Consider the following 23,105-nt stretch of genomic DNA (forward strand, 5'->3'; position numbering starts at 1 on the left):
GTGGGCGGACAGGCCGCAAGGGCTGTCCGGCGGTGGGCAGTGTTAGCGGGTGGTGCCGCGCAGCTTGAGCTTGCTCGGAACAAAGACGTTCAGCGGCAGAGCGCGTCCGTCGCGGGCTTTTTCAACCAGCAGATTTACGCCCTGGCTGCCCATCATTTCTGAATGGATGCGCACGGTGGAGAGCGGCGGAAAGGTGAAGCGGGCGGTCGGAATATCGTTAACGCTGATCAGCGAAATATCCTGCGGGATAGCCAGGCCATGCTCGTGGATGGCGCGCAGCACGCCGATGGCGATAGAGTCCGAGGCAACAAACAACGCGCCTGGGTAGTCTCCTTTCGCCAGCATGGTTTTTGCCAGTTCGTAGCCTGACGAGCTGGAAAAGCCGCCCCGCCAGATATCGGCATCGGACACTACGCCTTTAAGGTGACCATACTCGACGAACGCCGCCTCACGAATATCCGCTTTGCCGGGTTCGTCTTCACCGCCGATAAAGCCGATGCGGGTGGCACCCTGGGCGATAAAGAAATTGATCACCTCTTTGGCGATACGCACAAGGTCGATATCCACGGCGTCATACTCGCTGTCAGGCTCGTGGAAATCGATAAAACAGATATTGTCGCTAAGCGAGGTGGCGGCGTCGCGAATCGCCTGCGAGGGCTTGCCGACAATCAGCACGCCGGTGATCTTTTTCAGATCCGGCTGCGTATTGTTGAGATAGCAGTTGGTGAGCTCAATCCCCAGCTTCTCGCACTGCATCTCGATACCGTGACGAATGGCAAGGTAGTACGGATCATTGATTTCCAGCTCTTGCTGATAGCTGTAGAGCGCCAGGATATGGTGATGGCCGTCCGCGTGCATCTGGGTTTTGCGCGAGCTGCTGGTTTTGTACTCCAGCTTTTCGGCGATCTCCAGGATACGATGCTTGGTTTCTTCTTTAACGTTCAGGGTGGGATCGTCGTTCAATACCCGTGAGACAGTGGCCAGCGAGACGCCTGCTTCGGTTGCAATATCTTTTAACGTTGCCATTTTTTTCCTTATCTGACGTAGCCCCGTATGCGCAAACCCATTGTAAAGCAAGCTTAGGTGCATGCATCTGTTTTCAGTAAATATCCGGTGTTTTATTTACGCTAACCGCAGGCATTTTCCCTGCGAAAAGAGTGATGAGTATGGCATTTATGTCAGCATGATATTGGATGGTGGAAAAAATATGATAGCTTTTACTAAAAATTTTACCGGAGAGAGAAAAATGCAAACTGTTGCTTACGATGATTTCGCCAAACTGGACATCCGCACCGGAACGATCACTGCGGTGAAACGCCACGAGAACGCCGACAAGCTGTACATCGCGCAGATTGATGTCGGCGGCCGTACGCTGCAGACCGTGACCAGCCTGGTGCCGTACTACCGCGAAGACGAGCTGCTGGGGAAACAGGTAGTGGTGCTGTGCAATCTGGCAAAGGCTAAAATGCGCGGCGAAGTATCGGAATGTATGTTGCTGTGTGCGGAGACAGACGATGCCAGCGAGAGCGTCCTGCTGGCAGCGGAGCGCGTGATGCCGGCGGGAATTCGCGTGGTTTAGTTTTTTCTCGCCCAGGCTTTGCCTGATGAGGGCAGCAAACCGCACGGTAACAGAACTTCACAGCATCATTCATGGGGCCGACGGGGCGGGGAGCATCGCCACAATGGCAACTCTGCGAGAAAAATGGTTCTGGAAAAACGCTAAAGCGGCGGCCAGTTTTAGTTGACCGCTACAAATTGCTGCCGCAGCAGTTTACAGTGGAGCCAACCAGGTGCAGGTCAGTGGTAAATTTAAAGGCGCGACCAAAGGGACCAGCTATGCTTCCCAGTACTCCCGCAAAATTCTGAAAGATACAATGCTGCCTTTTAGGCTGCCTACATGGATTCATTCGCCTACCCCGGTGAACCCTTTCCGTATTAAAAAAATTATGACATTGAGACTGGCAACGTTTACGGGCCGGACTATACCTGTGATCGGTTGGTTTGTGCTGGCGGCAGATGTGGCGCAGATAACTTATGAGGCGACGGTGCGGTATAACCGGATTGCTCAGAAGGAGGATAAGCTGTGGTAGACGATACAGAGAAGGCAATATTTGCTCTGGTTGAAAAATACAATGCCCCCAGCATTTTTACGTTCCGGCGTTTCAGGCTGAAGCCTGACACTGATCTGAATAATGATTTTTGCATGGATCCGCTGGACGCCTACGACCTGATGGAACAATACACGGAGCAGTTCGGCATCGAGCCAAAAGATATCGACTTTGAACATTATTTTCCTGACTACGGCGATGCACAAGACTCGCTTACTATCCAGTTGCTGATAGATTCCGCAAAGGCCGGGCGTTGGCTGGGAAAATGAATAAGCGTCCGCAGGCGCTTATTCATTATCGCCATCCTGGCTGTACGGATTGAGCCGGATCAGTATTTCACCCAGCCAGCTGTTTAACTCCTCCAGGCGTGCGCAGCCATCATATTATCCCGTGACACGTTCTTGTTATTCAGGAATTGATCCTTTGCCGCGACTTCTGACAGCGGGATTATCGGATACCTTCCTTTTTTCCGCTCGGCAAATATATAAACAGGTTTCGGGAGTTTCCAGGGCCTTTCGCGCATCGCCTGGCACATGCTGTCCACATTTTCCTGGCTTTGTTCCGGGTCGTTTACATACATGATGAAGCCACGTGGCTGCCGTTAAGGTAATACTTCCGGTGGAACAGAGTGGCCGACTCGTTCACCAGAATGGACGGAATGGCGGACAGATACTCCGGCAGACCGTAAATTTCCTGATTTAAATCCGGCTCCATCAGGTGAAAAACGCTGCCTGGCGTGAACTGGTAAGGCTGGGTGACCATTCGCGCCCGCAGCGCAGACTTTCGCGGCACGCTGAACTCGCGCCGGGAAGAGTCCTGGCACGACACATCGTAGGTGCCGTGGTAAAGCGGCTAGAGCGAGTGGCGGTAAAAATCCATCGCCATTTCATCGCCGCTCAAAAATCGCCAACAAAAAAGCCACCCTTGAAAGGTGGCTTAAATGACTGAATTCAAAGCTAAAATCTGGTGGCCCCTGCTGGACTTGAACCAGCGACCAAGCGATTATGAGTCGCCTGCTCTAACCACTGAGCTAAGGGGCCTGTGGGGCAGGATTATAAAGTAACTTGCCAGGGCAATCCAGCAATCGCTAACCGGTTGGCGCTTTTTGCAGCAATTTAATCGTTTGAAAAACCTTCGTTTCTTTTACCGACGGCGATACAACAGGATGCGTCGCAAAATGGTATGTGCCCGGTTGTTAATAATGAGCCACAATAACCGGGTATTAACGAATAACAGGAGAGCAGGGATGAGTGAACATAACATTACCGATATTATTGCGCCTGGCCTGCGGGTGGTGTTCTGCGGCATCAATCCGGGCAAATCTTCGGCTCATACCGGTTATCACTTTGCCTATTCTGGCAACCGTTTCTGGAAAACGCTCTGGCTGGCCGGTTTTACCGGGCGTCAGCTAAAGCCGGAAGAAGAGCTGCAACTGCTGGATACCCGCTGCGGTATCACCATGCTGGTAGAAAGACCGACAAAGGAGGCCAGCGAGCTTTCAACAGAAGAGCTGCGTGAAGGCGGCAGGATGTTGATTGAAAAAATAGAACGCTATCAGCCAGCGGCGCTGGCCGTGCTGGGCAAGGACGCGTTTAAAAAGGCGTTTCGCCAGAGCAAGGTGGAGTGGGGCAAGCAGGCGATAACCGTGGGGGAAACGGAAATATGGGTATTACCGAATCCCAGCGGGCTTAACCGTACGACGCAGGAGAAACTGACGGAAGCCTATCAGGAGCTGGAGCATGCGCTGGCGATACGTGGACGATAATTATTGCGCCAGTAGCGCTCCCGTAGCCAATAAAAAAGGCCTCCCGATGGGAAGCCTTTTTTGCCGTCAGCTTGCTTAGTCGTCCAGGAAGCTACGCAGCACTTCAGAACGGCTCGGATGACGCAGCTTACGCAGCGCTTTCGCTTCAATCTGACGAATACGCTCACGGGTAACGTCAAACTGTTTGCCGACTTCTTCCAGCGTATGATCGGTGTTCATATCGATACCGAAACGCATACGCAGCACTTTCGCTTCACGCGCGGTCAGACCAGCCAGAACGTCATGCGTCGCTGAACGCAGGCTTTCTGATGTGGCGGAGTCCAGCGGCAACTCCAGCGTGGTGTCTTCGATAAAATCACCCAGATGCGAATCTTCATCATCACCAATCGGCGTCTCCATTGAGATCGGCTCTTTAGCGATTTTCAGCACTTTACGGATTTTATCTTCCGGCATCAGCATGCGCTCAGCCAGCTCTTCCGGCGTCGGTTCACGGCCCATCTCCTGCAGCATCTGGCGTGAGATACGGTTGAGCTTGTTAATGGTCTCAATCATATGCACCGGAATACGGATGGTGCGCGCCTGATCCGCGATAGAGCGGGTGATCGCCTGACGGATCCACCAGGTGGCGTAAGTTGAGAACTTATAGCCACGGCGATATTCAAACTTATCCACCGCCTTCATCAGGCCGATATTGCCTTCCTGAATCAGATCGAGGAACTGCAGGCCACGGTTGGTATATTTCTTAGCGATAGAAATTACCAGACGCAGGTTCGCTTCAACCATCTCTTTTTTCGCCCGACGCGCTTTCGCTTCGCCGATCGACATACGACGGTTGATGTCTTTCACCTGTTCAATCGTCAGGCCGGTCTCTTCCTCAATCTGCATTAGCTTTTGCATGCTGCGCTGCACATCTTCTTCAACGTCGCGCAGCTTTTCAGACCAGGGTTTGTTCATCGCCAGCGCCGCCTGGAACCAGGTTGGGCTGGTTTCATTACCGGTAAACAGCGTAATGAAGTTTTTCTTCGGCATTTTGCACAGTTCAACGCACAGCTTCATGATGATGCGCTCTTGCGTACGCACGCGCTCCATCATTTCACGCATGTTGTTGACCAGATAGTCAAACTGCTTCGGCACCAGACGGAACTGTTTAAACACTTCTGACAGCTTCTGGATCTCTTCAATCGCATCCGCGTGGCTACGACCCTTCGCTTTGATCGTCAGACGCGTCGCTTCATATTGATCGCGCAGCTCGATGAATTTTTCACGCGCCAGTTCAGGATCGATGCTGTTGTCATCATCGCTGCTGTCGCTGTCATCTTCCTCATCTTCGTCATCTTCATCGGCGCGCTCTTCTTCAGACAGCTCAGAGCCAACATGCGTAGCGGTCGGCGCCAGATCTTCTTCTGCGTTAGGATCGACAAAGCCAGTGATCAGGTCAGAGAGGCGTGATTCGCCCGCTTCAACGCGATCGTACTGTTCCAGCAGATAGGTAATCGCTTCCGGATATTCGGCTACGGAACACTGCACCTGGTTAATACCGTCTTCTATACGTTTGGCGATGTCAATTTCGCCTTCGCGCGTCAGAAGTTCTACGGTACCCATTTCACGCATATACATGCGGACAGGATCGGTGGTGCGTCCGATTTCAGATTCTACGCTGGATAACACTTGAGCTGCCGCTTCAGCCGCATCTTCATCCGTGTCGGCGCTGTTTTCGTTCAGCATCAGATCATCGGCATCAGGCGCTTCTTCTACCACCTGAATGCCCATGTCGTTGATCATCTGGATGATGTCTTCGATCTGATCGGAGTCGACGATATCTTCCGGCAGATGGTCATTGACCTCGGCATAGGTCAGATAGCCTTGCTCCTTACCACGGGTGACAAGTAGCTTAAGCTGTGACTGCGGGTTTTGCTCCATAAGACGGTATCCACACTTCTGTTAATTTGATTGGTGTCGGGTCGGCTATAAGGGCCAACAATAACAGTGGGGGCGTTTGGATTATTGCCGCTGCCCTCGTAGCGGCTGTCAGGGTCTGCCTGAGTATAAATCGGCACTTAAGCCGCTGAAATTTACTGTCGAGACTGTCATGCTTATCCTTTTGCACGCCGACCTGAACAACACATCCTCACCGCATCGGGCAGGATGAAATGCGTCGGCTGCGCCAGTACGTCTCTTAATACTGGCGCGATCGCTAATAGCTATTTCTTTGCCAGCGCCTGGCTTAATGAGCGGACTTCTTCTCGCTCCTCAGGGCTAAGGCCATGCGTTCTGGAGCGCGCGATCAGGGCTTCCAGCCGCTGCTCCAAAGCGGAGTCATACATTTTTGCCAGGGAGTCCTGGAACATTGCCTCTACTTCTTCATCAACGATCATGTGGTTCCATGTCGCCAGAGTTTCAAGGTGCTGGCTAAAATTTGTGCCGCGATATAACTCTAGTAGCTGGCCAGTGGTCAGGCCAGGGTTTGCGGTGCAACTCTTTACCAGCTCCATAAAAAGCGGTAAACCCGGCATGTTTAGCTGTTCCAGCCCCTGTAATGAGGGCACCATCGCCGCCAGTCGCGGATTCTGTACCAGCAGCCCCACAAGTATACGCATAGTTGTGCGTTTTAGCTGGGGAGCCGCAGGCTGGATGCCGCTTTCGGCCTGTTTGGGCAGCAGCTTTTCCAGCTGGCTGTCATCCAGAATGCCGAGCATATTACCCAGCTCCTGACGCAGATAAATCCGCAACGTTTCGCCCGGTATCTGACTAATCAACGGCAGCGCCAGCGTGCTTAAACGCGTCCGACCGTCGCGGGTACTCAAATCGACCTGCGGCAGCAGCGTATCAAACAGGAAGCTGGAGAGCGGCATTGCCTGTTCCATCCGCGCCTCAAAGGCCGTTTTGCCCTCTTTACGTATCAGCGTGTCCGGGTCTTCTTCGTCAGGCAGAAACATAAAGCGTAGCTGACGTCCGTCATTCATGTAAGGCAGCGCGGTTTCTAATGCACGCCAGGCCGCTTCACGGCCGGCCCGATCGCCGTCATAACAGCAAACCACGGTATCGGTGCTGCGAAACAGCAGCTGGATATGGTCGGCGGTCGTTGAGGTGCCTAATGAAGCAACGGCATAATCAATGCCAAACTGCGCCAGCGCCACCACATCCATATATCCTTCAACCACTAACAGCTTTGCCGGTTCAGGATGCTGCTTTTGCGCTTCATACAGGCCATACAGCTGGCGGCCTTTGTGAAAAATATCGGTTTCCGGCGAGTTCAGATATTTTGGCGTGCCGTCACCTAATACGCGTCCACCGAAGCCAATAACGCGGCCACGCTTATCGCGGATGGGAAACATCACGCGGTCGCGGAAGCGATCGTAGCTGCGGCCCTGATCGTTAGTGACCAGCATGCCCGCATCGGTCAGCGACTGGCGATCGTCAGGATCGCGGCCAAAGCGCTTCAGGGCATTATCCCAGCCGGGCGGAGCGAAGCCGATAGCAAAATGCGCGATAACCTCATCGCTTAATCCGCGTTGGTTGAGATACGTGCGTGCTGCGGCTGCCGATGGCTGAGTCAGCGCCTGTTGATAGAAATCGGCCAGTCCCGTCATTAGCTGATATAAACTTTGACGCTGATGACGTTCCAGCTGGCTGGGACCGCTGCCCGCTTCATAGGGCACTTCCAGTCCGTGTTGTGTCGCCAATTCTTCAATGCTTTCGACAAATTCCAGGCGATCGTAATTCATCAGGAAATCGATGGCATTGCCGTGGGCGCCACAGCCAAAGCAGTGATAGAACTGTTTCTCACCGTTAACGGTGAAGGAAGGGGTTTTTTCGTTATGGAAAGGACAGCACGCGTGGAAATTCTTACCCTGTTTTTTCAGCTTAACGCGGGCATCAATAAGATCCACAATGTCCGTGCGGGCAAGTAAGTCATTAATAAAAACGCGTGGAATTCGTCCGGCCATAAGCCCCGTTTTCTTCGCTCATAAACGAAAATAAGCCGCGCTTCCTTCCGGAAAGCACGGCCTCTAACTTGACTCTGTCTGCGCTTAACACGCGGTGGAAGCGCGAAGCCTCCGCAGGAAATTAGTACAGACGAGTGCGGCGTGCGTTTTCGCGAGCCAGTTTCTTGGCATGACGCTTAACAGCAGACGCTTTAGCGCGCTTACGTTCGGTAGTCGGTTTTTCATAAAACTCACGACGACGAACTTCAGCCAGAACGCCTGCTTTTTCGCAGGAACGCTTGAAGCGACGCAGTGCTACGTCGAACGGCTCGTTTTCACGTACTTTAATTACCGGCATGTAACTCTCACCTCGATAAATTCGGTCTTTTGCTGACGTCAGCGTCAGCTCATTTCAAAATGGTGCGGAATTTTACAACAATCGCGGCTGCGTTGTAAAGCAACATTGCGCTTTTCAAACCAACAGAGCCCTGGCGGCTGCCGGTTTTTTGCAGGCGGAGGAGTATACCGTATAGCGCAGAACAGCGTTCACTATTTTTTCATTTTCCGCTCACAAAACCGGCGATCGTTCCAGAAAATCGCGTCGGAGTGCTGAATGGCTGTGATACACTGCGCGCCGCAACTGAGAGGTAAAGCAACCATGCGCGTTCTGGGTATTGAAACATCCTGTGATGAAACCGGCATTGCCATTTATGACGATGAGGCCGGTTTGCTCGCTAATCAACTCTATAGTCAGGTGAAAGTCCATGCCGATTATGGCGGGGTGGTGCCGGAACTGGCTTCGCGCGATCATGTGCGTAAAACGGTGCCGTTAATTCAGGCAGCGCTGAAAGAGGCTGGTCTGCAGGGCAAAGATATTGATGCGGTGGCCTATACCGCAGGTCCTGGCCTGGTTGGCGCCTTATTAGTCGGCGCGACAATCGGCCGCTCGCTGGCGTTTGCCTGGCAGGTTCCCGCCGTGCCGGTACATCATATGGAAGGGCATCTGCTTGCGCCGATGCTGGAAGATAATCCGCCGGCGTTTCCTTTTGTTGCGCTGTTGGTTTCGGGCGGACATACGCAGCTGATCGGCGTAACCGGCATCGGTGAATATACGCTGTTGGGTGAATCGATTGATGATGCTGCCGGTGAAGCTTTTGATAAAACCGCTAAGCTGCTTGGGCTGGATTATCCTGGCGGACCGATGCTGTCGCGCATGGCGCAGCAGGGCACGCCCGGCCGCTTCACCTTCCCACGTCCAATGACCGATCGGCCTGGCCTGGACTTTAGCTTTTCCGGCCTCAAAACCTTTGCAGCGAATACGATCCGCGAGCACAGCAATGATGCGCAGACGCATGCTGATATTGCCCGCGCTTTTGAGGATGCGGTCGTTGATACCCTGGCGATTAAATGTAAGCGGGCCCTGGATCAAACCGGATTTAAACGTCTGGTGATGGCTGGCGGCGTCAGCGCTAACCGTACGCTGCGCGCGAAGCTGGCTGAAGTGATGCAGGCGCGAGGCGGCGAGGCGTTTTACGCACGGCCTGAATTTTGTACCGATAACGGAGCGATGATCGCCTATGCTGGCATGGTGCGTTTAAAAGGCGGTACGCGCGGTGAACTTGGCGTTAGCGTTCGTCCACGCTGGCCGCTGGCTGAACTGCCGGCCATCGCGTAATTATCTTTAAAGATGCTGTTGCTAAAAAAGAAACAGCATCTTTAATTTAATGCTTTAGTTACCCAAGATTTTATTTATCAGGCCACCAACCAGTGGAATACGGCTACCAATAAACTCGATGCCACCGCCTATTTGTGCCCCGATACCTTTGCCTACTTCGCCGCCAAGATTTGGAAAATAGTTTTTAATATCTAACTCGCCTAAGAAAGGGATATTTATTACCATATCCGGGACAAAACCATAAAGCATGTCGCCAATATAATCGCCAATTATTCCGCCAATCTGGGCGATAAAACCGCCGCCGCTGACCGCTAAAACCTCGCTTTGAGCTAGCTCTCTCATTATTTTTGTCCTCTTATTTTCTTCCGTTGAATATTCATCCTGAGATGAAGTGACCTAGTATGTTGCATAAAAAAAGGAGTGATAAACCTAACAAGGGTGGTGTCTTTGCTTTCCTGACCATAATCTGACATGACAAATGCCTGATGAGAATTAATAGCATCGGGTTAGCAGTTATTGGTTTTCCAGCAAAGACATGCCATTTATACAATTGCTATAGAAGGCATTAAAAATATATCCGCAAAAAGCCATGAGCCGTAAGAGGATATAAGCATCGTAATTGTAATGTTAATAATTTTTCACGGCGAAAAATCTCAGACACTACTCTTTTCCTGTAACAGACAGGCAAAGTATGTGGCGGAAATCATAACGCTTTGCATGCGAAAAAGTTGGCTAAAATGTATTCAACTTATTTTTTATTTTTCTTTTTCCATATTTTCGTTTCCTGTCCGCGCCATAATCTTTGAATATTATCGTGATGGCGTAACAGAATCAGACAGGAAAGCATCGCAACCGGAAAGGTGAACTGTGGTTTAAACCACCAGACATAGAAAGGAGCGATTAGCGCGCTGACGATAGCGCCTAATGAGGAATAACCGCTTAGCAGGACGGTGAGTAGCCAGGTGCCGGTCATCAGGCCGGTCAGATCCCAGCCGATAGGCGCGATGGCGCCAAAGGCAGTTGCGACCCCTTTACCGCCGCGAAAACGGAAGAACACCGGATAGATGTGTCCCAGGCAGGCGGCAATGGCGGTCAGGCCAAGGTAAATGGGTGAAATGCCTAACGCCCAGGCAAGCCAGACGGGCAACATGCCTTTGAGAACGTCAAATACCAGTACGGCGGCCGCTGCGCCTTTGCCGCCAATCCTCAGCACATTCGTGGCGCCGGGATTACCGGAGCCGTTATGGCGTGGATCGGGAAGGCCTGCGAGCCGGCAAACTAAAATCGCGCTGGAAATGGATCCGCACAGATACGCGAAAATAATCATACCAAGCGCGATTGCACTCATAACACCGTTCCGTTTCGTAAGGGTCGTTTTATTCTCAACATCTGTGGATAATACGCATAATTCGCCGGAAGTGGTATCCGGTTAACGTAAAAACAGAGATTGTCATCATGGATATCGTATTTATTGAACAGCTGTCGGTGATCACCACGATTGGCGTTTACGACTGGGAACAGACCATCCAGCAAAAGCTGGTTTTCGATGTCGAACTGGCATGGGATAACCGTAAAGCGGCGGCCAGCGATGATGTTAATGATTGTCTTAGCTACGCTGACGTTGCTTCTGCGATTGTTGAGCATGTCGAACAGGGACGTTTTGCGCTGGTCGAGCGGGTGGCGGAAGAAGTGGCCACACTGCTGCTGACCCGTTTTGCCTGCCCGTGGGTACGCATTAAGCTCAGCAAACCTGGCGCCGTCGCGCAGGCGACACAGGTTGGCGTTATCATCGAGCGTGGAACGCGTCAGCGCTAGCGGGGACAATTCCGAAATAGATGTAATGTGATTGCTATCACAATGAAACCGAACCACATTATGGCTGTCAAAAACGCGGCGTTACGCTGAGTTAGCGCATTTTCTGGCGGCTACGTTCCTGACGTCCGCTTTTTTTAATGGTTCAAACATTAGGGTAGAGGACATTTGATGGCAGATATTCATCAGCTTTGGGTGGCTGCAATCCTTGGTATTGTTGAAGGATTGACGGAGTTTCTTCCAGTTTCATCCACGGGGCATATGATCATTGTTGGACATCTGCTGGGCTTTGATGGAGATAAAGCAGAAACGTTTGAAGTTGTAATTCAGCTTGGCTCCATTCTTGCCGTGGTCTGTATGTTCTGGCGGCGGCTGTTCGGCTTAATCGGCATCCATTTTGGCGAAGTTAAGCATGAAGGCCTGGGAACCGGGCATCTCACTCTGATTCATATTCTGTTGGGTATGATCCCGGCGGTCGCGATCGGCCTGATCTTTCACGATCAAATCAAAACGCTGTTTAACCCTGTTAACGTGATGTATGCGTTAATCGTCGGCGGCGTGCTGCTGCTGGCGGCGGAATTCTTCAAGCCGAAACAGCCAAAGGCGGTGGGGATTGATGATATTACGTATCTGCAGGCGTTTATGATCGGCTGCTTTCAGTGCCTGGCTCTCTGGCCTGGCTTTTCCCGTTCGGGCGCGACCATTTCCGGTGGCATGCTGATGGGCGTGAGTCGCTATGCGGCTTCTGAATTCTCTTTTATTCTTGCCGTACCGATGATGATGGGCGCTACCGTGCTGGATCTGTATAAAAGCATGGGATTCCTGACGCTGGAAGATCTGCCGATGTTCGCGGTGGGCTTTGTTACCGCCTTTATCGTGGCGCTGACTGCCATCAAGCTGTTCCTGCATATCATCAAACGTATCTCTTTCGTGCCTTTTGCCATCTACCGCTTTATCGTAGCGGCTGCCGTTTATATGGTGTTTGTGTAACGCCGTAGACAGCACGAAAAAAAGGAGGCGTCTACGCCTCCTTTTTTATGTTCCAAGACTACCGTTCCTGATTTCCCTGCCACTGTTCCAGCGCCTCAATGCGGCGACGAGTAAGCTCCTCACGCACCTTCGCACCTTTAAATCCGGCATCAATAACGGCTTTAGTCGGAACCGCCTGAACGATACGGAACGCTTCTTTCAGATAGTTTCCCTGCGGATACGCATTGTTTTCCCATCCGGCTCGTCCACGGGCATCCGCCTCGCTGGTTTGCGCCAGCTGGTTAATGCGCTGCGGCTTACGCCAGGCATCCATACGATCGAACAGGGCGACCAGCCGATCCGCTGTCTGTTTTTCAATGGAATGCACCACATCATGAAACTCCGCCACCAGAACTGCCAGATCGCGAATATGATTCGGGACGCGCAGACGACGGCAAATATTTTCCACCAGCGGCACGCCAGCTGCGCCGTGGCCCGGATGGCTGGGCCATTTTTCCGGCGGCGTTAGCCCTTTCCCTACATCATGACAAAGCGTGGCGAAGCGCACATCAACTTCCGGCGTCAGCTGAGCCGCGATAGCGACGGTCATCAGCGTATGAATGCCGGTATCAATTTCCGGATGCCATTTGGCCGGTGCCGGTACGCCGAAAAGCCGATCGATTTCCGGGAACAGTACCGCCAGCGCGCCGCAATCGCGTAGCACCTGAAAATAGACGTGTGGATTAGACGTACACAGCGCATTTTCCGTCTCTTTCCAGACGCGTTCGGCGGTTAAATGCGCCAGCTCGCCGCTGACGGTCATGGCGCGCATCAACGCCATAGTTTCATCCGCAATGCGGAAACTTAAATGAGCATAGCGGGCGGCAAAGCGCGCAACGCGTAAAACGCGCAGCGGATCTTCAATAAAGGCAGCGGAGACATGGCGCAGCAGACGTTTTTCAAGATCTAACCGGCCCTGATAAGGATCGAGATAATTGCCGGCCTCATCCTGCGCGATGGCATTAATCGTCAGGTCACGCCGCTGTAGATCCTGTTCCAGGGTGACATCAGGCGCGGACCAGGTAACGAAGCCGGTATAGCCGCTGCCCGATTTACGTTCGGTGCGTGCTAATGCATATTCTTCCCGGCTTGTGGGATGCAGAAAGACCGGAAAATCGCGCCCTACCTGCTGGTATCCCTGCTCCAGCATCATTTCAGGCGTGGCGCCTACAACCACCCAATCTTTGTCTTTGACCGGCAACTTCAGCAAACCATCGCGAACCGCGCCGCCGACAAGGTATATTTTCACCAGGGGTTTTCTCCAGAGTTCAGCAAATTAATCATCAGGCGTGCCGACGCCAATCTTCCAGACCGGCAAAAAGCGATGCCCGGAAAGAATATTCTGGCACAACAATAGCAAAATTACGGACATGACAGCAGCAGGGCGCGTGATTAGCCCTGCTGCGATCGTCGTTATCAAAAGAAAGCGCGGCGGCTTGCTAGTTCATCCAGCGATTATTCTGCTTACGTCGTGGGATCATATGCGGCAACAGCAGGCCCAGCAGTAAACCCACGCCCGCTACGCCACCGCCATACATAAACCACTGCATAATGATGGTGCGCTGCTTATCATCAAGCTGCACGTTAGCGGCACTAACCTTTTTCTGCGCCACGATCAGCTGGTTTCGCAGCTGCTGATTTTCATCCTTCAGACCGTTAATCACGGTATCGCTGGCCGCCACTTTTTTCTGCATATCCGCCGTGCGCTGGTTCCAGCTACCGTCGATATTAGCCAGCTTATCGGTCAGATCTTTTACCTGCTGCTCAAGCTGCGGCACGCGCGTACGCAGGCTGGGCTCGATGCTCAGCTGCGCCAGCGGGATCCAGTTGGTTTTACCTTCTGCATCACGGATCTGGCCGTAATGGGTATCATTATTAGTTTGCAGCAGGGAGACCTGCTCACCCGCGTTCAGTTTGCCGACCAGGCGATATTGATCGCCCGGACCGCTACGAACCCAGGTAGATAATTCATCGGAAATATACCGTTTTTCTTCGGCGTGGGCGGGGGCAGTAACGCTGAAAGCCAGCAAAGTCAGACCAATAAAATGTGATTTTTTCATTCGGTATCGTTTTTTCATCTGTTCCGGAAAAATTTTAGGGCACAGTCTGGATAGGCTACGTAAAAATCTGAATGAGAACTATCCTGGTCTCAGGCTGATGCGGCAAAGCTCGCGAAAGCATAATAAAGCAGAGACAGCAGCAGGTTATCTGCATTACTCTTCGGTTTATTCCTGAAATCTGCGCCAGTGAAAGATTGAATGAAAAATTATGACCATTGAAATCGAGTTAAAGTTCATTGCAACGCCGCAGGCGGCGGATCGACTTGGCAGCCAGCTGGCAGCCTGGCCTCATCAATACAGTGCGCCGCTGGCCCTGACCAACATCTATTATGAAACGCCAGATAACCAGCTACGCCGCTGGGATATGGGCCTGCGCATCCGCGGCATCGGCGAAAAATATGAGATGACGCTAAAAATTGCCGGCCAGACGATCGGCGGCCTGCATCAACGCCCTGAATACAACGTTGAGTTAACCCAGCCAGAGCTGGACATTGCGCGCCTGCCCGCGGAGATCTGGCCTGAAGGTTGCGATCTCAATGCGTTACAGCAGCAGCTCAGGCCGCTGTTTACCACGCATTTCAATCGTGAACGCTGGCTGGTCACCTGGGGAAACAGCCAAATAGAGGTCGCTCTGGATCGCGGTGAGGTTAGCGCTGGCGAATTCAGCGAGCCGTTACAGGAAATCGAACTGGAGTTGAAACAGGGCGAGCTGGCTGATGTGCTGGCGCTTGCCGCTGAATTGGGCAAAGCGGAAGGGTTACGCCTCGGTAGCCTGAGCAAAGCGGCGCGCGGTTATTGGCTGGCACAGGGAAAACCGCAGCAGCCAGTGCGTCCGCTGCCGATTCTGCAGGTTAAACCCAAAGCCACGGTGGAAGAGGGGATGCAGGCGGCACTAACGCTGGCGCTGAAGCAATGGCAGTATCATGAGGAGCTATGGCTGCGCGGCGAATCGGTGGCTCAGGAGGCGATTCTGGAAGCGCTGGAGACCGTACGACAGGTCTTTTCGCTGTTCGGCGCGCTGGTGCCGCGTAAGGCCAGCGGTTCGCTGCGTCAAAAACTGACCGGTCTGATTGAAACGCTGGAAGATGAACAGCCTGCCGCGCCAGCCTTTTGTTACAGTCCGCAATGGCTGGATGCCCAGCTTACCTTTTCCGGCTGGTTGATTAACGCCGGCTGGCGTCCCTTTATCGAGCCGAAGAACGCCGCCCGGCTACAGAGCTCTTTTAAGCGCTTCGCTGATATTATGCTGGGCCGCGTGGCAGCCGATCTGAAGGAAACATTCACGACGATACGCCAGCATAACGAGTATCTGGATAAACGGGCGCGTCTGTCACGTCAGCTATTGGCCGTTCGTCTGCTGGCAGGGGCTTATCCTCAGCATGACGTAGAAAACTGGTTACTGCCCTGGCAGCAGCTGGCGCAGGCTATTCAGGCAGATCGCTATCACGAACTGGATTTGCTGTGCCGCCAGGCGCTTAAGCAGCCGGCATTTTGGCTTAACGGCAACATCTGATCATTTTTCAGGGAGAAGCTATGCTGCCAACCTTAACCGGACCGCTGCCCGACCTGCTGCAGCAACAGGCAGAGAAAACGGCGGAACGGCTGGATCGTACGCTTGCGTCACTGAGTCTGCAGCAGCAGGCCGTGCTGGCCTTCAGTGATTTTGTTGCGGATAGCCTGCAACAGCATCCGGAATGGTGGCAGCAGCTAACGCAGCAGGCCCCGCAGCCGGATGAATGGCAACACTATACCGACTGGCTCAATGAGCAGCTGCAAACGGTGACGGATGAAACGGCGCTGATGCGTCAGCTGCGTTTGTTCCGGCGGCAGATGATGGTACGTATTGCCTGGATGCAGACCACGGGTGAAAGTGCTACGCAAGCCACGCTTCAGCAGCTAAGCGCGCTGGCCGAAACGCTGATTGTCGCCGCGCGTGACTGGCTGTGGCAGGCCTGCTGTGACGATTTCGGCACCCCGTGCAACGCGGCGGGTGAACCGCAACCGCTGCTGATCCTTGGTATGGGCAAATTAGGCGGTGGCGAGCTGAATTTCTCTTCCGATATTGATCTGATTTTTGTTTGGCCGGAAAACGGCTCGACCCGCGGCGGGCGACGTGAGCTGGACAACGCGCAGTTTTTTACCCGACTGGGACAGCGGTTGATCAAAGTGCTCGATCAGCCGACGGCGGATGGCTTTGTCTATCGGGTCGATATGCGGCTGCGACCTTTCGGCGACAGCGGGCCGCTGGTTCTCAGCTTCGCGGCGCTGGAGGATTATTACCAGGAACAGGGACGCGACTGGGAACGTTATGCGATGGTGAAGGCGCGTCTGATGGGCAACAGTGAAGATCGCTGGAGCCAGGAATTGCAGCAGATGCTGCGTCCTTTTATCTATCGCCGCTACATCGATTTCAGCGTTATTCAATCGCTGCGCAATATGAAAGGCATGATTGCGCGTGAAGTGCGTCGGCGTGGCCTGAAAGATAATATCAAGCTGGGGGCCGGTGGGATTCGCGAAAGCGAGTTTATTGTTCAGGTATTCCAGCTTATCCGCGGCGGACGTGAGCGCACGCTTCAGCAGCGTGCGCTGTTGCCAACGCTCTCCGCCATTGAAGATCTGAATTTATTGACGCAGCCGCAGGTCAGCGCGCTGCGTGCAGCCTACCTGTTTTTACGTCGGGTAGAGAATCTGCTACAGAGCATTGCCGATGAGCAAACGCAAACGCTGCCGACAGATGCGTTAAACCAGGCGCGACTCGCCTGGGCGATGGGCTTTGAAGAGTGGGCGGCATTGCAACAGGCGCTGGAAAATCAGATGGCGCAGGTGCGGCTTATTTTTAATGAGCTGATCGGTGAGGATACGCCGGACAGCGCGGAAGAAAATGAAAATCAGGGCATGGCCGAGCTTTGGCTTGATAAGCTTGAGCAAAGCGACCTGCAGGCTTTGCTGGCCCATCATGATGAACCGGGCCGACAGAATCTTTCGCGCACGCTGAATGAGTTTCGTCACGATGTGGATAAACGCACCATCGGCCCGCGAGGGCGGCTGGCGCTCGATCAGCTGATGCCGCGTTTGCTGTATGAGGTTTGCGCCCGTGCCGATGCGGATACCACTCTACAGCGGTTGATTCCATTACTGCTGGGCGTCGTGACGCGGACAACCTATCTTGAACTGCTGACGGAATCACCCGGCGCGCTAAAGCAGCTTATTCTTCTGTGCGCCGCCTCGCCAATGATCGCCAGCCAGCTGGCTCGCTATCCGCTGCTGTTGGATGAGCTGCTCGATCCCGCCACGCTTTATCAGCCCACCGCAACGGATGCCTATCGTGATGAACTGCGCCAGTATCTGCTGCGTATTCCTGAAGATGATGAAGAACAGCAGCTGGAGGCGCTGCGTCAGTTTAAGCAGGTACAGCAGCTGCGCATCGCGGCGGCGGATATAGCGGGAACGCTGCCGGTAATGAAAGTGAGCGATCACTTAACCTGGCTGGCTGAGGCGATTATTCAGGCGGTAGTGCAGCAGGCGTGGAATATGATGGAGCAACGCTATGGTCGGCCATCGCATCTGCAGCAGGGCGATCGCGGCTTCGCCGTGGTCGGCTATGGCAAGCTGGGCGGCTGGGAGCTGGGTTACAGCTCCGATCTTGATCTGGTTTTTTTGCATGATTGCCCGCTTGATTCGCTTACCGATGGCGAGCGCGCTATTGATGGCCGCCAGTTTTATTTACGCCTGGCGCAGCGGGTAATGCACCTGTTCAGCACGCGTACCTCATCCGGGATTCTGTATGAAGTGGATGCGCGCTTACGGCCTTCCGGATCGGCCGGAATGCTGGTGAGCACGCTGGATGCCTTTGAGGAGTATCAGCGTAACGATGCCTGGACGTGGGAGCATCAGGCGCTGGTCAGAGCCCGAATCGTTTATGGCGAGCCGACGCTAAGCCAGCGCTTTGAAACCATCCGCCGTCAAATCCTCTGCTTGCCGCGCGATGCCGCAACGCTGCAAACGGAAGTGCGCGAAATGCGCGAAAAAATGTATGCTCACCTGAGCCATAAGCATAAAGGCCGCTGGGATATTAAAGCGGACGAGGGCGGCATTACCGATATTGAATTTATTACGCAGTATCTGGTGCTGCGTTATGCAGCGCAGGAGCCTAAGCTGACGGGGTGGTCTGATAACGTACGGATACTGGAACTGCTGGCGCGGCACGGCAAAATAACGCAACAGGAAGCGGAAGCGTTAACGCAGGCCTACGTTACGTTGCGCGATGAGCTTCATCATCTGGCGCTGCAGGAGCAGGCCGGGCACGTTACGATAGAATCTTTTATGCGCGAGCGGCAGGTGGTTCAGGATAGCTGGCAGCGCTGGCTGCAAACCTTGCCAGCTGAGCGCTGAAAGAACCGTTATGGGCGGATCAGCGTTTAAACATAGCTGTGTTATTATCGCGCGCAATATTTTTACTGTAGTCTGGAGTCTCTGCAATGAAAGTGACACTGCCCGAATTTAGCCGTGCAGAAGTGCTGGTCGTCGGCGATGTGATGCTGGATCGCTACTGGTACGGCCCTACCAGCCGTATTTCACCGGAAGCGCCGGTGCCGGTAGTGAAAGTGGACAATGTCGAAGAGCGTCCTGGCGGAGCGGCTAACGTAGCGATGAACATCGCCGCGCTGGGCGCGTCGTCGCGTCTTATCGGCCTGACGGGTATCGATGATGCCGCCCGTGCGCTGGGCATCAGCCTGCAAAACGTTAATGTAAAATGCGATTTTGTGGCGCTGCCTACGCATCCTACTATTACTAAACTGCGTGTCCTTTCCCGTAACCAACAGTTAATTCGTCTTGATTTTGAAGACAGATTTGACGGTATCGATCCTGAGCCGCTTCATCAGCGTATTGCCGCGGCGCTGCCGCAGTCCGGGGCGCTGGTGCTGTCCGATTACGCTAAAGGGGCGTTGGCCAGCGTACAGCAGATGATCCAGCTGGCGCGCGCGGCGAACGTGCCGGTGCTGGTGGATCCTAAAGGCACTGAGTTTGAACGCTACCGTGGCGCGACGCTGCTGACGCCGAATCTGTCCGAGTTCGAAGCCGTTGTTGGTAAATGTCAGGATGAGGCGCAGATCATTGAGCGTGGCATGCAGCTGGTGGCGGACTATGAACTGTCGGCGCTGCTGGTGACCCGCTCTGAGAACGGCATGACGCTGCTGCAGCCGGGGAAAGCCCCGCTGCATTTACCCACGCAGGCGCAGGAAGTTTATGATGTTACCGGCGCAGGCGATACCGTGATTGGCGTGCTGGCCGCCTCGCTGGCGGCAGGCGACGATCTTGAAGCCGCCTGTTTCCTGGCTAATGCAGCGGCTGGTGTGGTGGTGGGCAAACTGGGCACCTCAACCGTATCGCCGGTTGAGCTGGAAAACGCCATCCATGCGCGCCCGGAAAGCGGCTTCGGTATTATGAATGAAGCACAGCTGAAGGAAGCGGTAGCATTGGCGCGTCAGCGCGGCGAAAAAGTGGTCATGACCAACGGCGTATTTGACATTCTGCACGCCGGCCACGTCTCTTACTTATCGAATGCGCGTAAGCTGGGCGATCGCCTGATTGTGGCAGTTAACAGCGATGCGTCAACCCGACGCCTGAAAGGCGACAGCCGTCCGGTCAATCCGCTGGAAAATCGGATGATTGTGCTGGGGGCGCTGGAGTCGGTTGATTGGGTGGTTTCTTTTGAAGAAGATACGCCACAACGACTGATTGCGGGTGTTCTGCCCGATCTGTTGGTGAAAGGCGGCGACTATAAACCGGAAGAGATTGCCGGTAGCGAAGAGGTCTGGGCTAACGGAGGGGAAGTGCGCGTGCTGAATTTTGAGGACGGTATTTCTACCACCAATATCATCAAGCGGATTCGTTCATAAGCGCGAGCAATATACGGAAATGGCAGGCTAAGGAAATGTAGCCTGCCGATATGGTTAGCCGTTCGGGTTTTCTGTTTTAACCACGTCGTCTGTAGCAGGCGATGTTGGCGGCGCGGAGACCGTATTTGTCTGCGTTGCCTGCTCGGCCGTTACCGAAGCGCCGGACGCATTTCCGCCCTGGCTTTCCAGGGCCGCCAGCCGCTGCTCCAGCACCGCCAACTTTTCACGGGTACGTAGCAGTACCTGCGTCTGTACATCAAACTCTTCGCGGTTTACCAGATCCATACGCGTCAGCTGCGCCTGCAGGACCTGGCGAATTTTCTTCTCAACGTCATCGCCAAATTCACGAATGCCTTTGGGCATCGCTTCATGTACCTGACGAGCAAGTTGTTCAATTTTTTTCGGGTCAATCATGGCCGTTTCCTGGTCGCAACAAAGTTAACTTAAGTGTAATGCCTGTCTGGAAAAGGTTAAACCTAAAATGGTAGTTGCATGAGCATATGCTGCTATTGTTCGTTGCCGGAGAAGATGTTTGGCGCTATAGTAAATTCGCTTATTCTCAGGGCGGGGCGAAATTCCCCACCGGCGGTAAATCAGCAATAGCTGAAAGCCCGCGAGCGCTTCCAGTTTTACGACTGGAAGGTCAGCAGATCCGGTGTAATTCCGGGGCCGACGGTTAAAGTCCGGATGGGAGAGGATAACGGTTCTGTCGGGCCCAGGCTCGCCTCGCGTTATTTTTATGCACTCCTCAAGCACGCCCTGATTCTGGTAACCACAATATTGATAAGGTTTATTTACCATGAATCAGACGCTACTTTCTGAATTTGGCACGCCGGAACAGCGTGTAGAACGCGCCATCGCCGCTTTACGCGAAGGCCGTGGTGTAATGGTACTGGATGACGAAAACCGTGAAAATGAAGCTGATATGATTTTCGCGGCGGAAACCATGACCGTTGAGCAAATGGCTTTAACCATTCGTCACGGCAGCGGCATCGTCTGCCTGTGCATTACTGAACAGCTCCGCCAGCAGCTGGATCTGCCGATGATGGTAGAAAACAATACCAGCGCTTTTGGTACCGGTTTTACCGTTACCATTGAGGCCGCTCAGGGGGTGACTACCGGCGTTTCGGCGCAGGATCGCCTTACCACCATTCGTACCGCCATTGCCGATAACGCCCGTCCCAGCGACTTAAATCGGCCGGGTCATATCTTCCCTCTGCGCGCGCGTGACGGCGGCGTATTGACGCGCGGCGGCCATACCGAAGCGACAATTGATCTGGTTACCCTGGCGGGTTTTAAACCGGCAGGCGTACTGTGCGAACTGACTAACGACGACGGCACCATGGCCCATGCGCCAGAAGCTATCATCTTCGCCAGACAGCATAATATGCCGCTGGTGACGATTGAAGATTTGATCGCTTATCGTCGCGGTCATGTCACGCGCCAGGCAAGCTAAAACGCGCTGCCGCTATCAGCAATAAAAAAGCCGGGATAATCCCGGCTTTTTTTATCGCTTGGCATAAAAGATATGGTTGCCAATGGCTGCGGTTTGCGAAAATGCGCTTCGCCAGGCAGGCGTTACCTTTTGATTATGATAATAAGTTGCGCCGTTAGTCACATCAGAAAGCTCGCCGTTAACGATCTGGTGAGCTATCTGTTGTGCCCGCTGCCAGCTTTTATCGCTATTGGCTGGATAGCTGAACGCGTCCTTTTTTAAGTGAGTCCATGAAAACTGTTTTGGCGCGTAAACAACCGGGCAAATTTGCGTAACGTCCCAATTGGCACGATTCATCGTTACCGATGCTACGGCTATCTGCCCTTTTAGCGGTTCCCCGCGTGCTTCATGATATATATTCAGAGCCAGACAAAGAATGGCGCCTTGAACCAACATAATAATCCCGTCATTAACCAGAGATGGCGGGAGTTTACGAAGCGGCAGGAAGTAAAAGTAGCAGACAGGTCTTGAAAATGTCACGGTTGAACTATGTCGTTGATATATCATTGCCTGTGTGATTAATTTCAGATAAAGATCATTAGCCGATACCGCTGGTTTGCAGCAGCGTCAGGCTAAAACCCATCACCGTCATACCGCATAAAACTCCATAGCTAGGGTTACTGTGTGGATCAATATCACGCGCCAGCGGCATCAATTCATCAACGGATAGCGCAACCATAATACCGGCGACTGCCGCCATAATTACCGCAATCAGCACCGGTGAAAGGGCCGGGCCGAGCAGCCAGAATGCCAGCACGCCGCCAAAAATTTCCGCCATACCGGAAATACCGGCCCAGAACAGCGCGTGTGCTTTCGAGCCGGTCGCAGCATACATTGGACCGGCAACGGCCAGGCCTTCCGGAATATTATGAATAGCCACCGCTAAGGCAATGCCCAGCCCCAGTTCCAGATCGCTGCTGGCGGTAACAAAAGTAGCAATGCCTTCCGGGAAGTTATGCAGGCTGATGCCCAGCGTCAGTAAAATTGCGGTGCGTCGCAGACTGCGCGGCTGCTGGTTGGCAACCATTAAATCCTGCGGATGCTGATGGGGCAGCAGACGATCGAGAGCGAAATAACCGAGCAGGCCCAACAGAAACATTCCATAGCCTGACAATGGCGTCATACCTGGCGTACCCAACGCAGCAGGCAGCATCTCCATCAGGGAAATTAACAGCATAATGCCGGCAGCAAATCCCAGCGCAAAGGCCAGCATACGGTTGGATGGTTTCTGTCCTGTTACGCCTAAAAACGCGCCAATAAAAGTCGCTGCGCCAGCCAAAATAGTCAGAAGTAAAGGAACCGACATGACAGACCCTCTAATGATAATAATTCTTA

At 53.5% G+C, this 23,105-nt stretch carries 21 protein-coding genes, 1 tRNA gene, 2 pseudogenes and 1 riboswitch; of the genes and pseudogenes, 11 read left to right on the forward strand and 13 right to left on the reverse strand.

The genetic code is table 11. From position 1 onward, the window contains the following. Positions 1–42: 42 nt before the first annotated feature. On the reverse strand, positions 43–1,026 hold the full coding sequence (gene ebgR / locus COO59_RS07875; protein ID WP_103059252.1) for a transcriptional regulator EbgR: 984 nt from the start codon (positions 1,024–1,026) through the stop codon (positions 43–45). 220 nt (positions 1,027–1,246) lie between these two features. On the opposite strand from ebgR, the gene COO59_RS07880 reads away from it, so the two are divergent. From COO59_RS07880 to COO59_RS07890, 3 genes and pseudogenes are all read left to right on the forward strand, one after another. After that, positions 1,247–1,579: a tRNA-binding protein gene (locus tag COO59_RS07880; protein ID WP_103059309.1), complete on the forward strand. Its 333-nt coding sequence runs from the start codon at positions 1,247–1,249 to the stop codon at positions 1,577–1,579. A 175-nt stretch (positions 1,580–1,754) separates the two neighbouring features. Further along, positions 1,755–2,090: pseudogene (locus tag COO59_RS07885) on the forward strand (STM2901 family protein); the annotation flags it as partial. Next, positions 2,084–2,377 carry a DUF1493 family protein gene (locus tag COO59_RS07890; protein WP_103059254.1) on the forward strand — a complete coding sequence of 98 codons (294 nt, stop codon included), beginning with the start codon at positions 2,084–2,086 and terminating at the stop codon, positions 2,375–2,377. The pseudogene COO59_RS07885 and the gene COO59_RS07890, both read left to right, overlap by 7 nt. 98 nt (positions 2,378–2,475) lie before the next feature. On the opposite strand, the pseudogene COO59_RS07895 reads toward COO59_RS07890, so the two are convergent. Both COO59_RS07895 and COO59_RS07900 read right to left on the reverse strand, forming a co-directional pair. Beyond that, positions 2,476–2,870, reverse strand: a pseudogene (locus COO59_RS07895) (phage portal protein); the annotation flags it as partial. Positions 2,871–3,072: 202 nt separating this feature from the next. Further along, a tRNA-Ile gene (locus COO59_RS07900) sits at positions 3,073–3,148 on the reverse strand. A 206-nt stretch (positions 3,149–3,354) separates the two neighbouring features. On the opposite strand from COO59_RS07900, the gene mug reads away from it, so the two are divergent. Beyond that, on the forward strand, positions 3,355–3,873 hold the full coding sequence (gene mug / locus COO59_RS07905) for a G/U mismatch-specific DNA glycosylase (RefSeq protein ID WP_103059255.1): 519 nt from the start codon (positions 3,355–3,357) through the stop codon (positions 3,871–3,873). A gap of 75 nt (positions 3,874–3,948) precedes the next feature. Here the strand turns inward: mug and rpoD are convergent, their stop codons facing one another. The 3 genes from rpoD to rpsU all read right to left on the reverse strand — a co-directional run bounded on the left by rpoD (position 3,949) and on the right by rpsU (position 8,157). Beyond that, positions 3,949–5,793 (reverse strand): RNA polymerase sigma factor RpoD, encoded by a 1,845-nt coding sequence (rpoD, locus tag COO59_RS07910; RefSeq protein WP_103059256.1) that lies wholly within the window; start codon positions 5,791–5,793, stop codon positions 3,949–3,951. A gap of 281 nt (positions 5,794–6,074) precedes the next feature. Next, positions 6,075–7,820, reverse strand: coding sequence for a DNA primase (gene dnaG / locus COO59_RS07915; RefSeq protein WP_103059257.1), 1,746 nt, complete (start codon positions 7,818–7,820; stop codon positions 6,075–6,077). A gap of 121 nt (positions 7,821–7,941) precedes the next feature. Then, complete coding sequence (gene rpsU, locus COO59_RS07920) at positions 7,942–8,157, reverse strand: 30S ribosomal protein S21 (protein ID WP_001144069.1); 216 nt, start codon at positions 8,155–8,157, stop codon at positions 7,942–7,944. A 300-nt stretch (positions 8,158–8,457) separates the two neighbouring features. Between rpsU and tsaD the strand changes: the two genes are divergently transcribed. Beyond that, on the forward strand, positions 8,458–9,474 hold the full coding sequence (gene tsaD / locus COO59_RS07925) for a tRNA (adenosine(37)-N6)-threonylcarbamoyltransferase complex transferase subunit TsaD (protein ID WP_103059258.1): 1,017 nt from the start codon (positions 8,458–8,460) through the stop codon (positions 9,472–9,474). Positions 9,475–9,528: 54 nt separating this feature from the next. Here the strand turns inward: tsaD and COO59_RS07930 are convergent, their stop codons facing one another. Both COO59_RS07930 and plsY read right to left on the reverse strand, forming a co-directional pair. Further along, the gene (locus COO59_RS07930; RefSeq protein ID WP_103059259.1) at positions 9,529–9,816 is read right to left on the reverse strand and encodes a hypothetical protein; all 288 of its coding nucleotides are present in this window, start codon (positions 9,814–9,816) and stop codon (positions 9,529–9,531) included. A gap of 406 nt (positions 9,817–10,222) precedes the next feature. Then, positions 10,223–10,822 carry a glycerol-3-phosphate 1-O-acyltransferase PlsY gene (plsY, locus tag COO59_RS07935; RefSeq protein ID WP_103059260.1) on the reverse strand — a complete coding sequence of 200 codons (600 nt, stop codon included), beginning with the start codon at positions 10,820–10,822 and terminating at the stop codon, positions 10,223–10,225. A 107-nt stretch (positions 10,823–10,929) separates the two neighbouring features. Here plsY and folB point away from each other — a divergent pair, with 107 nt between their 5' ends. Beyond that, positions 10,930–11,289 (forward strand): bifunctional dihydroneopterin aldolase/7,8-dihydroneopterin epimerase, encoded by a 360-nt coding sequence (gene folB, locus COO59_RS07940; protein WP_103059261.1) that lies wholly within the window; start codon positions 10,930–10,932, stop codon positions 11,287–11,289. Between the two features lie 168 nt (positions 11,290–11,457). After that, positions 11,458–12,276 carry an undecaprenyl-diphosphate phosphatase gene (bacA, locus tag COO59_RS07945; protein ID WP_103059262.1) on the forward strand — a complete coding sequence of 273 codons (819 nt, stop codon included), beginning with the start codon at positions 11,458–11,460 and terminating at the stop codon, positions 12,274–12,276. Between the two features lie 58 nt (positions 12,277–12,334). Here bacA and COO59_RS07950 read toward each other — a convergent pair whose 3' ends face one another. Beyond that, complete coding sequence (locus COO59_RS07950) at positions 12,335–13,564, reverse strand: multifunctional CCA addition/repair protein (protein WP_103059263.1); 1,230 nt, start codon at positions 13,562–13,564, stop codon at positions 12,335–12,337. A 190-nt stretch (positions 13,565–13,754) separates the two neighbouring features. Further along, positions 13,755–14,375, reverse strand: coding sequence for a TIGR04211 family SH3 domain-containing protein (locus COO59_RS07955; RefSeq protein ID WP_103059264.1), 621 nt, complete (start codon positions 14,373–14,375; stop codon positions 13,755–13,757). A 208-nt stretch (positions 14,376–14,583) separates the two neighbouring features. Between COO59_RS07955 and COO59_RS07960 the strand changes: the two genes are divergently transcribed. The 3 genes from COO59_RS07960 to hldE all read left to right on the forward strand — a co-directional run bounded on the left by COO59_RS07960 (position 14,584) and on the right by hldE (position 20,275). Further along, a complete protein-coding gene (locus COO59_RS07960; RefSeq protein ID WP_103059265.1) occupies positions 14,584–15,888 on the forward strand; it encodes a CYTH domain-containing protein in 1,305 nt (434 codons plus the stop codon). Positions 15,889–15,908: 20 nt separating this feature from the next. Further along, complete coding sequence (gene glnE, locus COO59_RS07965) at positions 15,909–18,767, forward strand: bifunctional [glutamate--ammonia ligase]-adenylyl-L-tyrosine phosphorylase/[glutamate--ammonia-ligase] adenylyltransferase (protein ID WP_103059266.1); 2,859 nt, start codon at positions 15,909–15,911, stop codon at positions 18,765–18,767. 86 nt (positions 18,768–18,853) lie between these two features. Next, the gene (gene hldE, locus COO59_RS07970; RefSeq protein ID WP_103059267.1) at positions 18,854–20,275 is read left to right on the forward strand and encodes a bifunctional D-glycero-beta-D-manno-heptose-7-phosphate kinase/D-glycero-beta-D-manno-heptose 1-phosphate adenylyltransferase HldE; all 1,422 of its coding nucleotides are present in this window, start codon (positions 18,854–18,856) and stop codon (positions 20,273–20,275) included. 54 nt (positions 20,276–20,329) lie between these two features. On the opposite strand, the gene ubiK is transcribed toward hldE, so the two are convergent. Then, positions 20,330–20,689, reverse strand: coding sequence for a ubiquinone biosynthesis accessory factor UbiK (gene ubiK, locus COO59_RS07975; protein ID WP_103059268.1), 360 nt, complete (start codon positions 20,687–20,689; stop codon positions 20,330–20,332). Positions 20,690–20,826: 137 nt separating this feature from the next. Next, positions 20,827–20,978, forward strand: a riboswitch (FMN riboswitch). 96 nt (positions 20,979–21,074) lie between these two features. Between ubiK and ribB the strand changes: the two genes are divergently transcribed. Beyond that, a complete protein-coding gene (gene ribB, locus COO59_RS07980; protein ID WP_103059269.1) occupies positions 21,075–21,731 on the forward strand; it encodes a 3,4-dihydroxy-2-butanone-4-phosphate synthase in 657 nt (218 codons plus the stop codon). A 51-nt stretch (positions 21,732–21,782) separates the two neighbouring features. Here ribB and COO59_RS07985 read toward each other — a convergent pair whose 3' ends face one another. Both COO59_RS07985 and zupT read right to left on the reverse strand, forming a co-directional pair. Continuing rightward, on the reverse strand, positions 21,783–22,250 hold the full coding sequence (locus COO59_RS07985; protein ID WP_240614105.1) for a cell wall hydrolase: 468 nt from the start codon (positions 22,248–22,250) through the stop codon (positions 21,783–21,785). Between the two features lie 58 nt (positions 22,251–22,308). Beyond that, entirely contained in the window at positions 22,309–23,076 is a 768-nt protein-coding gene (gene zupT, locus COO59_RS07990) for a zinc transporter ZupT (RefSeq protein WP_103059271.1), read from the reverse strand. Positions 23,077–23,105 lie beyond the last annotated feature (29 nt).

It is taken from the genome of Mixta theicola (assembly GCF_002895925.1).
In the GTDB taxonomy this organism is placed as follows: Bacteria; Pseudomonadota; Gammaproteobacteria; order Enterobacterales; family Enterobacteriaceae; genus Mixta; species Mixta theicola.